Below are 13,886 nucleotides of genomic sequence, written 5' to 3'. Positions count from 1 at the left end.
CCTTTCGTCGCATGGGCCAGCGATCTCTTCCATCGGCGGCAACCTTTCGGCGGCTCGCGCGTTGGTTCTGGAACTGAATGGGACAGGACCACAGGCATGGACAGGAGCGAGGCGACCGACCCGGCGCATGGCGGCACGACGGCAGGCCCGGATGCGGCAGGCCCGGATACGTCAGGCAATGACGCGTCGGGCAACATCGGCCCGGTGGCCATCATCGCCAACCGCAAATCCGGCACCAATGCCCGCGACAGCGACGCGATTTCCCGCGCGCGCAAGGTGCTGGAGGAGTCCGGGGCAGATGTCTCCCTTGTCTACTGGGACAATGAAGGCGACCTGGCCGAGGTGCTGAAAACCCCCGAAGCACAGGCCGCGCGGACCATCCTGGCGGCGGGCGGGGATGGCACGGCCATGGCCGTGGCCGGCGCGCTGGTCAGTGCCGATCTGCCCCGACGCCCTGCCCTTGCGGTGCTGCCGCTGGGCACCTTCAATTACTTCGCGCGTGGTCTGGGGCTGTCCGAAGTGCCGGAAGAGGCCGCCGCGCAGCTGACACGCGGGCGGGCCGAGACCATCGCGCTTTGCTCCGTCAACGGGCGGGTTTTCCTGAACAATGCAAGCCTGGGCATCTATCCCGACATCCTGAAGGAGCGCGAAAGGATCTATGCCCGCTGGGGCCGCCGCCGGCTGATGGCGCATTGGTCCGTGGTCAAGACCTTCCTGCGCTTCCAGCGCCCGCTGAAGCTGCGGGTGGAGGCCGACGGCCAGGTGCAGGAGGTGCGCACGCCGCTTCTTTTCGTCGCCCGCTCTGCCTACCAGCTTGAGATTTTCGGGCTCTCGGGGGGCGATGCGATCCACCACGACAAGATGGCGGTCCTGCTGGGGCGCGGCGGCAGCCGGGCGACCCTGTTCAAGCTGGCCTGGCGGCTGGTGACGCGCTCCATGAAGGAGGGCCGGGATTACGACCTGATCCAGGCCAGCCGGCTGCGGGTGGAAACCGCAAGCCGCCGCTCCCTGCTGGCCTATGACGGGGAAAAACGCCGCGAGGACAGCCCCTTTGACTTCCGCATGCAGGACAACGCCCTGCCCCTGCTTCTTCCCCGCGGGGAAGGGGCATGACGCGGATCCTGCACCTGTCGGACCTGCATTACGGGCGCAGCACCCCTGCGCTTGAGGAGCCGCTGCTGGAACGGATCGAGGCGCTGGCGCCCGACCTGGTTGTCGTGTCGGGCGATTTCACCCAGCGGGCGCGGCTAAGCCAGTTCACCCAGGCGCGGGAATTCCTGGATCGCCTGCGGGTGCCCTGGCTGGCGGTTCCGGGCAATCACGACACCCCGCTCGACAATATTTTCGTACGGTTTTTCAAGCCCTTCTCGCGTTACAAGCGGTTCATCACCCGTGATCTTGAGCCGGTCTTTCGCAAGGGGCCGGTGGTGGTGCGCGGCGTGAACAGCGTGAACCCCTATGCCTGGAAAAGCGGACGCCTGTCGCGCGGCACCCTGCGCCGCCTGACACGCTGCTTTGCCGAGGGCGAGCAGGATGAGAAGGCGCCGCTGCAGATCGCCGTTCTGCACCACCCGCTGGAAATGCCCCCCGATCATGGCGCGCCGCAGATGCGCCACGCGGCAGAGGTGCTGCACCAGCTGGCAGAGGCCGGTGCGGACGTGGTGCTGTCAGGCCATTTGCACATGGCGCGCAGCCAGCCCTTCACCACCGCGCCGGGCCTGCTGTTCGTCCAGGCCGGCACCGGCTTGTCGACCCGGCTGCGCGGGGAACAGAACACCTTCAACCTGCTCGATTGCGCGCGCGACCGGGTAGAGATCTCGACCTGGGCGGCACGGGAGAGCGGCTTCGTGAAACGCGATGGCGCCTGTTTCCAGCGCGAAGAGCTGGGCTGGCAGCGTGAAGAGGCCGCGGCCCCCGCAAAAGACAAAGACGACCGGCAGGAGGGGTAAGACTCCCCCTGCAAGTCACGAGTACAAAAGGATTTTCGATGCGATCCCCCCGGCCCCGTCCAAACCGGCGACACGCCCTTGCCCTGCTTCTGCCGGTTGCCCTGGTCTTGGCGCTGGTCCTGTTGCGCCCCATCCCGCAGGCGCAGGCTGGCCTGGCAGAGGCCTGGTCAGCCTCGGGCTGCGCGCCCGCGTCCTGCGCCCAGCACGCCTCTCAGGTGGTCATGGCGCAGACGGTGGGCGAGGTCACGCCGGACTGGCCGGCCGAGGGCGGCAGCACCTGCGGCCCGCTGGATGGGTTGCGCGATGCGCCGGGCGCCTGCGTCATGGATATCGGAGAGATCGGGGAGCCGGATTGCGCGGAAGGCGATGCGGCTTGTGAGAGCGGGGAAACGGAGCTTCCGGGGTTCTGAAGACGCCCCGATCCGGGGAACACGGTGCGGGTGGAGTTATGAAGGGGTCTTGCCGGGGGGCGAGGCCCCTTTTTCCTGTCCGGACCCGAAAATTCCCCTTCATTGTGCAGGGTTGCACAGGGAATGACCCCTGGTTTGGGCCGTCGGTGGGACGTCTGTATTGTGTCGGTATCGCGTCGGTATCACGTCGGTGCGCAGCGCACGCTGGGGTCACTTTTCCTTATGTGCGCTGGTGTAGAGGTGGCTTTCCGCGCCTCGCCACAGCCCCTTCGCCGAAGCGGGCAGACCGGCAGTGCCGTGGATCCGGGAGGCGCAGACGACAACGGCCGGGGGCCCCTCGATGGGGTCCCCGGCCGTCCCTGAAAGCCTGCGCTCAGGAGTTCTTGGCGTGGAGCGCCGAGATGATGTCCTTGCGCGTGATGGAGCCCACGGCATCCTCCCCTTCCGTGACTGAGACGACATCCGCCCCGGTCGAGAGGCTCTGGATCACGTCGTTGACCGGCGTGTCTCGTTCCACCGTCACCGGCGCATCGGCGGCGATGGAATCGGACATCACGTCCGAGGCCAGCAGCACGTTGAGCGGGTTCATGTGGGTGACGAAATCCTCCACATAGGCATTGGCCGGTTTGGCGATGATCTCTTGCGGGGTGCCGCATTGCACGATGCGCCCGCCTTCCATGATCGCGATGCGGTTGCCCAGCTTGAAGGCCTCGTCGAGGTCGTGGGAGACGAAGATGATCGTCCGCTTCAGCTTCTGTTGCAGCTCCAGCAGCTCATCCTGAAGCCGGGTGCGGATCAGCGGATCGAGCGCGCTGAAGGGTTCGTCCATCAGCAGGATCGGCGCCTCGGTGGCAAAGGCGCGGGCCAGGCCGACGCGCTGTTGCATGCCGCCCGACAGCTCGCCCACCTTGTTGGTGGCCCAGTCGGTCAGCCCGACCAGGTCAAGCTGCTCGCGCGCCTTCTCCTCGCGGTCCTTGCGCGACATGCCCGACAGCTCCAGCCCAAGGGCCACGTTGTCCAGCACGTTGCGCCAGGGCAGCAGGCCGAACTGCTGGAAGACCATGGCGACCATTTCGCGCCGCAGCTTCTTCAGCTCATCCCCCTTGGAGGAGGCCGCGTCGATCTCATGCCCGCTGGCGCGCACGATCACCTTGCCGCGCACCACGGGGTTCAGCCCGTTGACGGCGCGCAGCAGCGTGGACTTGCCGGACCCCGACAGCCCCATCAGCACCAGGATCTCTCCCTCTGCCACGTCGATGGAGCAATCGTGGACGCCCAGCACCTGGCCGGTTTCCTTCTGGATCTCTGCCCGGTCCTTCATCGCGTCCATCATCGGCAGGGCCTTCTTGGGCTTTTCGCCGAAGACGATGGAGACGTTGTCGAAGGTGACGGCCGGTTTCGAGGTCATCTTTTGGTCCGTCATTTGCGGCCTCCGATACGAAGCATCCGGTCAAGGATGATGGCGACGACGACGATGACGAAGCCCGACTCGAAGCCAAGCGAGGTGTTCACCTGGTTCAGCGCGCGCACCACCGGCACCCCAAGGCCATCGGCCCCGACAAGGGCGGCGACGACAACCATCGACAGCGACAGCATGATGGTCTGGTTCAGCCCGGCCATGATCTGCGGCAGGGCATAGGGCAGTTCGACCTTGGTCAGGGTCTGGGTGGGCGTGCCGCCGAAGGCTTCCGAGGCTTCCAGCAGCGGGGTCGGCGTCGAGGAAACGCCAAGGTAGGTCAGCCGGATCGGGGCGGGCACGACGAAGATCACCGTGGCGATCAGGCCCGGCACCATGCCGATGCCGAAGAAGACGATCGCGGGGATCAGGTAGACGAAGGTGGGCAGGGTCTGCATCAGGTCCAGCACGGGCTGCATGACCTGGTAAAGCCGCGGGCGGTGCGCTGCCGCGATGCCCACCGGCACCCCGATCGCCATGCAGACGATACAGGAGGACACCACCAGCGTCAGGCTTTCGGTGGTTTCTTCCCAGTAATCCTGGTTGATGATGAACAGGAAGCCCAGGGCCACGAAGAGGCAGATCTTCCAGTTGCGTTGCAGGGCCCAGGTCAGCGCGACGAAGACGGCGATGACAAGGAAGGGATGCGGGGTCTGCAGAAGCCAGAGCAGTCCGTCGATCAGGCTTTCGGCACCCTCGGCCAGCAGGTCCACGACTCCGGAGAAATTGTCCCTCAGCCAGTCGAAGAAATCGGCGGCCCAGTCCCCTACGGGGATCTTGTTATTTTCCAGCCACTCCAAGGCGGTCTCCTTTGTGAAAAGGCGCAAGTGAAAAGGCCCGGTCTGGGACCGGGCCGATCAGGGGTGGTTCGGGGTCAGTCGGCCAGCATGGCCTGGACGGCAGCCTTGCCATCCCCACCGTCAACGGTGGTCACGCCTTCGACCCAGGCCAGGACGTCATCGGGGTTGGCCTTCATCCATTCCATGGTCGCGTCATCGGCATCCTCACCATCGTTGAGGATCTTGCCCATGACGGAGTTTTCCATCGGCAGGGAGAACTTGAGGTTGGTCAGGAAGGTGCCCAGGTTGGGGCATTCCTCGACAAAGCCCTTGCGGGTCACGGTGTTCACCACGCCTTCGCCGCCGAAGAAGTCTTCGCCGCCGGGCAGATACTTCAGCTCGAAGTTGGCGTTCATGGGATGGGGTTCCCAGCCCAGGAAGACGATGTCCTCCTGCTTGTCATAGGCGCGGCGCACCATCGACAGCATCCCCTGTTCGGAGCTTTCCACCACGTCGAAGCCTTCCAGGCCATGGGTGTTCTCTTCGGTCAGGGACACGAGGTAGGCGTTGCCTTCGTTGCCTGGCTCGATGCCGTAGATCTTTTCGTCCAGCTCATCGCGGAAGGTCGCGATATCGTCGTAGGACTGCAGGCCCTTTTCAAAGGTATAGGCGGGCACGGCCAGCGTGTACTTGGTGCCGGTCAGGTTGGTGGCGACGGATTCGATCTCGCCGGACTCCAGGTAGGGAGAGATGGCGCCGTTCTGCGCCGGCATCCAGTTGCCAAGGAAGACGTCCACGTCATCGCTTTCCAGCGAGGCGAAGGTCACCGGCACCGAGAGAACCTTCACGTCCACGTCGTAACCCAGGGCTTGAAGAACCTGCTTGGTGGCGGAGGTCGTCGTGGTGATATCGGTCCAGCCAACATCCGAGAAGGACACTTCACCGCAATCGGCAAGAGCGGCGGAGGCCGACATTGCCAAAGCACTCGTCATCATGAGCAAAGATTTCGTCATTGGTTTTCCTGTTGCTTGGTCTTGGGTTGCGTTTTTGTTGATTGACGGGTTAATCAAAAACGAGTGGGCCTGAAAAGTAAAGGCTTGTGGCGGAGAGGATCACGGGAATGCCCAAGATCGGTATGGAAGCGGTGCGAAAGAATGCACTCATCCACGCAACCATAGCGGAGATCGGCGAGGCGGGCACTCTTGAGGTGACCGTCAGCCAGATAGCGCGGCGTGCGGGCATGTCATCTGCCCTGGCGCACCATTACTTCGGCTCCAAGGAAAAGATGTTCCTGGAGACGATGCGCTTTGTGCTGCGCCAATACGGCAAGGCGGTCCGCAGCAACCTGAAGACCGCGCGCACCCCGCAGGAGCGGATCCGGGCGATCACGGATTCCAGCTTTGATTCCAGCCAGTTCGAGCGCGAAGTCATCGGTGCCTGGCTGAACTTCTACGTCCGCGCCCTGCGCTCTGACGAAACACGCCGGCTCTTGCAGGTCTATGCAAGACGGCTGCAATCGAACCTCCTTTTCGACCTGAGAAAGCTGATGGATTCCGACAGTGCCGAGATGGCCGCCCAAGGCCTGGCTGCACTGATCGACGGGTTCTACATCCGCGCCGCCCTGCAGGATGATGTGCCCGATCGCGAGCGGATCAAGTCGATGGTGGGGGATTACCTGAATTTCTGGCTCGAGAAGGTGTCACATGGCTGACCAACCCAATATCCTGATTCTCATGGTGGACCAGCTGAACGGGACGCTGTTCCCCGACGGCCCGGCCGACTGGCTTCACGCGCCCCACCTCAAGGCCCTGGCGGCGCGCTCCACCCGCTTTGCCAATACCTACACCGGCAGCCCGCTTTGCGCACCGGGGCGGGCCAGCTACATGTCCGGCCAGTTGCCGCGCCGCACGCAGGTCTATGACAACGCCGCCGAGTTCGCGAGCGACATCCCCACCTATGCGCACCACCTGCGCCGGGCGGGCTACCAGACCTATCTTTCGGGCAAGATGCACTTTGTCGGGCCCGACCAGCTGCATGGGTTCGAAAAGCGCCTGACCACGGATATCTACCCTGCCGATTTCGGCTGGACCCCGGATTACCGCAAGCCGGGCGAGCGGATCGACTGGTGGTATCACAACATGGGGTCGGTCACCGGCGCCGGCGTGGCCGAGATCTCCAACCAGATGGAATACGATGACGAGGTCGCCTTCCAGGCCACGGCCAAGGTGCGCCACCTGGGCCGCCGGCTGGACGATCGCCCCTGGATGATGACCGTCAGCTTCACCCACCCACATGACCCCTATGTCGCGCGCAAGAAATACTGGGATCTCTACGAGGATTGCGAGCACCTGCTGCCCGAGGTCCCGGCCCAGCCCTACGAAGAGATGGATCCCCATTCCCAGCGCATCTTCGATGCCAACGACTGGCGCAACTTCGACATCACCGAAGAGGATATCAAGCGCTCCCGCCGGGCCTATTTCGCCAATATCTCCTACCTCGATGACAAGATCGGAGAGATCATGGAGGCGCTGGAGATGACCCGCCAGCTGGACAACACCGTTGTGCTTTTCGTCTCTGATCACGGTGACATGCTGGGCAACAAGGGCCTGTGGTTCAAGATGACCTTCTTTGAAGGTTCCGCCCGCGTGCCGCTGATGGTGGCCGCACCCGGCATGGCGCCGGGGCTGGTGGAAACGCCGGTTTCCACCATCGACGTGACGCCGACCGTGGCCGAACTGGCCGGGGTGGATATCTCTGACATCGCGCCCTGGACCGATGGCGAAAGCCTGGTGAGCCTGGCCAACGGGGCGGAGCGGGTGACGCCGGTGCGGATGGAATATGCCGCCGAGGGGTCCTATGCGCCGCTCGTCGGGCTGCGCCTGGGCAAGTACAAGTACATCGCCTGCGAGCTGGATCCCCCGCTGCTGTTCGATCTTGAGGCCGACCCGCATGAGATGGAGAACCTATGCGGCCAGGCAGATTTGCAAACTGTCGAGGCAGAATTTGCAAACATGGCCGGCAGCCTCTGGGATCTGAAGGCCTTTGACGCCGAGGTTCGCCAAAGCCAGGCCCGCCGGCTGATCGTCTACGAGGCGCTGCGCAACGGCGATTACTTCCCCTGGGATTTCGAGCCGCTTCAGAAAGCCTCTGAACGGTACATGCGCAACCACATGGACCTGAACGTGCTGGAGGAAAACCAGCGCTATCCCCGAGGAGAGTGACCATGAAGAATGTCCAGCCGACAGGCAGCCATTTCATCGACGGTGCTTATGTCGAGGATACGGCGGGTCGTGAAATCACCTGCACCTATGCCGCGACCGGAGAGGTCGTGGCGACCCTGCATTCCGCGACACCGGCGGTGATCGAACAGGCGCTGGCCTCTGCCAGGCGCGCGCAGGCTGAATGGGCGGCAACGCCCCCGGTGGAGCGCGGCCGCGTGCTGCGCCGGGTCGCCGACATCCTGCGCACCCGCAACCAGGAGCTTTCGGAGATCGAGACCATCGACACCGGCAAGCCGATCCAGGAAACCACCGTTGCGGACGCGACCTCCGGCGCGGATGCGCTGGAGTTCTTCGGCGGCATCGCGGCCTCTCTCACCGGAGAGACGATGCATTTCGGCGGCGCGGGCGGGGATTTCGTCTACACGATCCGCGAACCGCTGGGCGTCTGCGTCGGCATCGGGGCCTGGAACTACCCCACCCAGATCGCCTGCTGGAAGGCCGCCCCTGCCCTGACCTGCGGCAATGCCATGATCTTCAAACCCTCTGAAGTCACGCCGCTCTGCGCGCTGAAACTGGCCGAGATCTTCATCGAGGCCGGCGCGCCCAAGGGCCTGTTCAACGTGGTCAACGGCTATGGCGACGTGGGCGCGGCCCTGATCACCGATACCCGGGTGGACAAGGTCAGCCTGACCGGCTCCGTTCCCACGGGGCGCAAGGTCTATGCGGCAGCGGCAGAGAACATCCGCCACGTCACGATGGAGCTTGGGGGCAAGTCGCCGCTGGTCATCTTCGATGATGCGGACCTTGAGAACGCGGTCAGCGCGGCGATCAACGCCAACTTCTATTCCACCGGGCAGATCTGCTCCAACGGGACCCGCGTCTTCGTGCAGGACGGGCTTGTGCAGGCCTTTACCGAGCGGCTGGTGGAACGCACCCGCACCGCCCGCATCGGCGATCCGCTGGATCCGGAGGTGACCATCGGCCCGATGATCACCGACGAGCAGCGCCAGAAGGTGGTGAACTACATCCGCATCGGCCAGCAGGAGGGCGCGGAGCTGCTGCTGGGCGGCACCTGCCCCGAGGGCCCCGGCTTCTGGATCGAACCGACGATCTTCGGCGGGGTCACGGATGAGATGACCATCGCGAAGGAAGAGATCTTCGGACCCGTGATGTCGATCCTGTCCTTCAGCGACGAGGACGAGGTGCTGGCGCGCGCCAATGCGACAGAGTTCGGCCTGGCCGCCGGTGTCTTCACCGCCGACATGAAGCGCGCGCACCGCATGGTCGCCGGGCTTGAGGCGGGCACCTGCTGGATCAACGAATACAACCTGACGCCGGTCGAAGCGCCCTTTGGCGGCGTGAAGCTGTCCGGCGTGGGGCGTGAGAATTCGCGCGCCGCGATCGAGCATTACAGCCAGGTGAAATCGGTCTACGTGGCGACCGGCGATGTCGAGGCACCCTTCTGATGGCCGACCTTCGGGAAGCGGATTTCGTCATCATCGGCTCCGGCTCTGCCGGGGCGGTGATGGCCGCGCGCCTGAGCGAAGACGGCAAGAACCGTGTCGTGGTGCTGGAGTTCGGCGGCACGGATGCCGGTCCCTTCATCCAGATGCCGGCCGCGCTGAGCTACCCGATGAACATGTCCCGCTACGACTGGGGCTTCCAGTCCGAACCGGAGCCGGGCCTGGGCGGGCGCCGGCTGGTGACGCCGCGCGGCAAGGTCGTTGGGGGGTCGTCCTCCATCAACGGGATGGTCTACGTGCGCGGCCATGCGCGGGATTTCGATCACTGGGCCGAACAGGGCGCGGCGGGCTGGGGCTATGCCGACGTGCTGCCCTACTACAAGCGCGCAGAGAACTGGCACGACGGCGGTCATGGCGGCGATCCCTCCTGGCGGGGCCACAATGGCCCGCTGCATGTCAGCCGGGGGCCGCGGGAAAACCCGCTGTTCCATGCCTTCGTGGAGGCCGGGGCCCAGGCGGGCTTCGAGCTGACCGAGGATTACAACGGCGAGAAGCAGGAAGGCTTCGGCCCGATGGAGCAGACGGTCTGGCAGGGCCGGCGCTGGTCCACGGCCAATGCCTACCTGAAGCCGGCGCTGAAGCGCGAAAACCTTGAGATGATCCGCTGTTTCGCCCGCAAGGTGGTGATCGAGGACGGGCGCGCCGTGGGCGTGGAGATCGAGCGGCGCGGCCGGATCGAGGTCATCCGTGCCCGGCGCGAGGTGGTGATCGCGGCCAGCTCCATCAACTCTCCCAAGATCCTGATGCTCTCGGGCATCGGCCCGGCGGCGCATCTGCGCGAACACGGGATAGAGGTTGTCGCGGATCGCGCCGGCGTGGGCCAGAACCTTCAGGACCACCTGGAGCTTTACATCCAGCAGGCCAGCATCCAGCCGATCACGCTTTACAAGCACTGGAACCTCTGGGGGAAGGCGATCTCGGGCGCGCAATGGCTGCTGACCAAGCGCGGGCTGGGGGCGTCGAACCAGTTTGAAAGCGCGGCCTTCCTGCGGTCAAAACCGGGCGTGGATTACCCCGATATCCAGTACCACTTCCTGCCCATCGCCGTGCGCTATGACGGCAAGGCGGCGGCCGAGGGCCATGGCTTCCAGGCCCACGTCGGCCCGATGCGATCGGAAAGCCGGGGCGAGGTCACGCTGAAATCGGCCGACCCGCGCGAGGCGCCGCGCATCTTCTTCAACTACATGTCGAAAGAGAGCGACTGGGAGGACTTCCGCCACTGCATCCGCCTGACGCGGGAGATCTTTGGCCAGAAGGCCTTTGACCCCTATCGCGGCAAGGAGATCAGCCCAGGCAGCGCCGCCCAGAGCGATGCGGAGCTGGACGATCACATCCGCGAACATGCCGAAAGCGCCTATCACCCCTGCGGCACCGCCCGCATGGGCCGCGCGGACGATCCCATGGCCGTGGTGGACCCGGAATGCCGGGTGATCGGGGTGGAGGGGCTGCGGCTTGCCGACAGCTCCATCTTCCCGCGGATCACCAATGGCAACCTCAACGCGCCCTCGATCATGGTGGGCGAGAAGGCCAGCGATCACATCCTGGGCCGCGCGCCGCTCGCGCCGGAGAACGCAGAGCCCTGGATCAACCCGCGCTGGCAGACCTCTGACCGCTAGGCGATCCGCCGAGCGCTGCAAAATTGAGCGCCCCGGTCCCAAGGCGGGATCGGGGCGCTGCTTTTTCGCGCCAGGGCCCTTAGAGCGGGGGCGCGCCGGGGATGGCCGTATCTTGTTTGTAAATTCTTCATAAAATTGACCCAACCTCGCCGCGAGACGCGCGCAGTCTGACCCGCGCGCCCTGCTGACAGGGCCGGCAGAGGCGGGACAGGACAGTGATGAACCGGAGCAGGCAAAAGGGTAACGGGACCTTGGGAATCCAACTACGTGCATGGGGCGCACCGAAGGCGGCGCAACGGGAGAAGATCTTTGATCAATACGCGGCGCTGACCTACCGCATGGACCGGGACAAGCCGCGCATCCTGGTGATCACCTCGCGCGGGACGGGGCGCTGGATCCTGCCCAAGGGCTGGCCGATGAAATCCCTGCCCCCTGCCGAAGCCGCCCTGCGCGAAGCCTATGAAGAGGCCGGGGTGACGGGCCAGGTCGCCACCACCCCGATCGGCTGCTTTCCCTATGACAAGGTGCTGGACGATGGCGCGGTGATCCCCTGCCTGTGCCATGTCTTTGCCGTGCGGCTGGATCATCTTGAGACGGAGTATCCCGAAGCTGGCCAGCGGCGGCGCAAATGGGTGTCGCGCAAGAAGGCCGCAAGGCTGGTGGATGAGCCCGAGCTTGCCAGGATCCTGCTGGCCTTCGACCCCGAGACGCTGGTTTTCTGAGCGTTTCCGCGCATTTCACGGCGGCTTTCCCGCCCGTTTAGCGCGGACATGGAGGTGCCTGCTGACCGCCCGAGCGGCCGCTGCCCCTGCAAGCAGTTCTTGCATCCCCTGCGACCCGGATTATGTAATAGCTACCCTTTGGCGCGCACCGCCCCGCGGATCGCGCTGCCGGAAACAGAACAGATCCGTCACAGGCAGAGCAGCAGGCCCCAACGCGCCATGATCCAGTTTTCCCTGAAATGCGACCACGACCACCGGTTCGACAGCTGGTTCCAGAACTCGGACGCTTTCGACAAGCTGCTGGGCGCGGGCATGGTCACCTGTTCGATCTGCGGCTCGTCCCAAGTGGAAAAGGCCCCCATGGCGCCGCGCGTGCGGACATCCCGTGCAGAGCAGACCAAGCCGGAGAAGACCCAGGCAGAGGTGGAGCGCGCGCTGGCGGAGATGCGCCGCAAGATCGAGTCGAGCGCCGATTACGTTGGCAAGGACTTTGCCCGCGAAGCCCGGGACATGCATGACGGCGTGACCCCGGATCGCCCGATCTACGGAGAGGCCAGGCCCGAAGAGGCCCGCGCGCTGCTGGAAGACGGCGTGCCGGTACTGCCCCTGCCCTTCACCCCCCGACGCAAGACCAACTGAGGCCAGCGCTGCGGCGCGCGCCCTTTGGCCGCGACGCCCCCCTGCCCCGCCTGTTGTCCCGGCCCGCCGTTCAAGCGCGCTGCACAAGTTTGCACGGGCGGCCTTCCGCCCTTTGCCCATGGGCTTTTCCGCGCTTGCACCCCCCGCAAATCGCGCCTAAACCGACCGGCATTCTGACTGGGGCCCGCGCATGGCGTGCGCGTGCCAAAATGACTTGGGGCTAGGCCGAAGGACGCATATGCCTGTTCTCGTGATGAAGTTCGGCGGCACTTCCGTCGCCAATCTGGACCGCATCCGCCGCGCTGCAAAACGCGTGGGCGTGGAAGTGGCCAAGGGCTATGACGTGATCGTCATCGTCTCTGCCATGTCGGGAAAGACCAATGAGCTCGTGGGTTGGGTGGGAGAGACCTCTCCCATGTATGACGCCCGCGAATATGATGCCGTCGTCTCTTCCGGAGAGAACGTCACCGCGGGTCTCATGGCCCTGACGCTTCAGGAAATGGACGTGCCCGCGCGCAGCTGGCAGGGCTGGCAGGTGCCGCTGAAGACCAACAGCGCCCACAGCCAGGCCCGGATCGAGGAAATCCCGACCGACAACATCATGGCCAAGTTCGGCGAAGGCATGAAGGTGGCCGTGGTCGCAGGCTTCCAGGGCGTCTCGCCCGAGGGCCGGATCACCACGCTGGGCCGGGGCGGCAGCGACACCACCGCCGTTGCCTTTGCCGCCGCCTTCGATGCGGAGCGCTGCGATATCTACACCGACGTGGACGGGGTCTACACGACCGATCCGCGCGTTTGCGCCAAGGCGCGCAAGCTGGACAAGATCGCCTTTGAAGAGATGCTCGAACTGGCCTCTCTGGGCGCCAAGGTTCTGCAGACCCGCTCGGTCGAGCTGGCGATGCGCTATAATGTGAAGCTGCGGGTGCTTTCCAGCTTCGAGGAACAATCCGACACTGCCGGCACCCTTGTCTGTGCCGAGGAGGACATCATGGAATCCAACGTCGTTAACGGCATCGCCTTTTCCCGCGACGAGGCGAAGATGACCCTGGTCACCATCGTCGACAAGCCCGGCGTGGCCGCGTCGATCTTCGGGCCGCTGTCCGAAGCGGGGGTGAACGTGGACATGATCATCCAGAACGTCTCTGAAGAGGGCGTGACGGACATGACCTTCTCCTGCCCCGTGGACCAGGTGAAACGCGCCGAGAAGGCGCTGTTCGATGCCAAGTCCAGCGGCATGATCGAGTTCGACGAACTGGCTGTGGACACCGAGTGCTGCAAGGTTTCCGCCGTGGGCATCGGCATGCGGTCGCAATCGGGTGTCGCCGCCAAGATGTTCAAGACGCTGTCGGACGAGGGCATCAACATCAAGGTCATCGCCACCTCTGAGATCAAGATCTCTGTCATCGTGGACCGGAAGTACCTGGAGCTGGCGGTGCAGGCCCTGCATGACGCTTTCGGGCTGGAAAACGCGGCCTGAGCCAGGCCCCCTGCCAGACATCCCCTGCCAAATATCAAAGGCCGGTCCCTTGCGGGGCCGGCCTTTCGGTTTTCGGGGGGCTGCGGTCAGTGGC

Annotated in this window: 13 protein-coding genes; 10 read left to right on the top strand and 3 right to left on the bottom strand. The window is 64.8% G+C overall.

Going from position 1 to position 13,886, the window contains the following annotated elements:
* The first annotated feature begins 96 nt into the window (after positions 1-96).
* Genes HCZ97_RS06115 through HCZ97_RS06105 form a run of 3 tightly spaced genes read left to right on the top strand, consistent with a single transcriptional unit; the run spans position 97 to position 2,359 of the window.
* Positions 97-1,113: a diacylglycerol kinase family protein gene (locus tag HCZ97_RS06115; RefSeq protein ID WP_167687796.1), complete on the top strand. Its 1,017-nt coding sequence runs from the start codon at positions 97-99 to the stop codon at positions 1,111-1,113.
* Complete coding sequence (locus HCZ97_RS06110) at positions 1,110-1,949, top strand: metallophosphoesterase (protein ID WP_167687795.1); 840 nt, start codon at positions 1,110-1,112, stop codon at positions 1,947-1,949. The genes HCZ97_RS06115 and HCZ97_RS06110 overlap by 4 nt, the downstream gene beginning before the upstream one ends.
* 38 nt (positions 1,950-1,987) lie before the next feature.
* A complete protein-coding gene (locus HCZ97_RS06105) occupies positions 1,988-2,359 on the top strand; it encodes a hypothetical protein (RefSeq protein ID WP_167687794.1) in 372 nt (123 codons plus the stop codon).
* Between the two features lie 373 nt (positions 2,360-2,732).
* On the opposite strand, the gene choV is transcribed toward HCZ97_RS06105, so the two are convergent.
* The 3 genes from choV to choX form a co-directional block, all read right to left on the bottom strand.
* On the bottom strand, positions 2,733-3,782 hold the full coding sequence (gene choV, locus HCZ97_RS06100) for a choline ABC transporter ATP-binding protein (protein ID WP_167687793.1): 1,050 nt from the start codon (positions 3,780-3,782) through the stop codon (positions 2,733-2,735).
* A complete protein-coding gene (choW, locus tag HCZ97_RS06095) occupies positions 3,779-4,615 on the bottom strand; it encodes a choline ABC transporter permease subunit (RefSeq protein WP_167687792.1) in 837 nt (278 codons plus the stop codon). The genes choV and choW overlap by 4 nt, the downstream gene beginning before the upstream one ends.
* A 74-nt stretch (positions 4,616-4,689) precedes the next feature.
* Positions 4,690-5,589: a choline ABC transporter substrate-binding protein gene (gene choX / locus HCZ97_RS06090; RefSeq protein ID WP_254871379.1), complete on the bottom strand. Its 900-nt coding sequence runs from the start codon at positions 5,587-5,589 to the stop codon at positions 4,690-4,692.
* Positions 5,590-5,714: 125 nt separating this feature from the next.
* On the opposite strand from choX, the gene betI reads away from it, so the two are divergent.
* The 7 genes from betI (at position 5,715) to HCZ97_RS06055 (ending at position 13,792) form a co-directional block, all read left to right on the top strand.
* Positions 5,715-6,305: a transcriptional regulator BetI gene (betI, locus tag HCZ97_RS06085; RefSeq protein WP_167687790.1), complete on the top strand. Its 591-nt coding sequence runs from the start codon at positions 5,715-5,717 to the stop codon at positions 6,303-6,305.
* Entirely contained in the window at positions 6,298-7,815 is a 1,518-nt protein-coding gene (betC, locus tag HCZ97_RS06080) for a choline-sulfatase (protein ID WP_167687789.1), read from the top strand. The genes betI and betC overlap by 8 nt, the downstream gene beginning before the upstream one ends.
* A 2-nt stretch (positions 7,816-7,817) precedes the next feature.
* Entirely contained in the window at positions 7,818-9,281 is a 1,464-nt protein-coding gene (gene betB, locus HCZ97_RS06075) for a betaine-aldehyde dehydrogenase (RefSeq protein WP_167687788.1), read from the top strand.
* Positions 9,281-10,954, top strand: a complete 1,674-nt coding sequence (betA, locus tag HCZ97_RS06070) for a choline dehydrogenase (protein ID WP_167687787.1) — start codon at positions 9,281-9,283, stop codon at positions 10,952-10,954. Before betB ends, betA begins: the two co-directional genes overlap by 1 nt.
* Positions 10,955-11,205: 251 nt before the next feature.
* The gene (locus HCZ97_RS06065; protein WP_254871377.1) at positions 11,206-11,676 is read left to right on the top strand and encodes an NUDIX hydrolase; all 471 of its coding nucleotides are present in this window, start codon (positions 11,206-11,208) and stop codon (positions 11,674-11,676) included.
* A 219-nt stretch (positions 11,677-11,895) separates the two neighbouring features.
* On the top strand, positions 11,896-12,315 hold the full coding sequence (locus tag HCZ97_RS06060; protein ID WP_167687785.1) for a DUF1178 family protein: 420 nt from the start codon (positions 11,896-11,898) through the stop codon (positions 12,313-12,315).
* Between the two features lie 238 nt (positions 12,316-12,553).
* Positions 12,554-13,792, top strand: coding sequence for an aspartate kinase (locus HCZ97_RS06055; protein WP_167687784.1), 1,239 nt, complete (start codon positions 12,554-12,556; stop codon positions 13,790-13,792).
* Positions 13,793-13,886 lie beyond the last annotated feature (94 nt).

The organism is Pseudooceanicola sp. HF7, assembly GCF_011806405.1.
Lineage (GTDB): Bacteria > Pseudomonadota > Alphaproteobacteria > Rhodobacterales > Rhodobacteraceae > Pseudooceanicola.
Note: the sequence above shows the minus strand (reverse complement) of the source record. Positions and strands in the feature narration are given on the sequence as shown.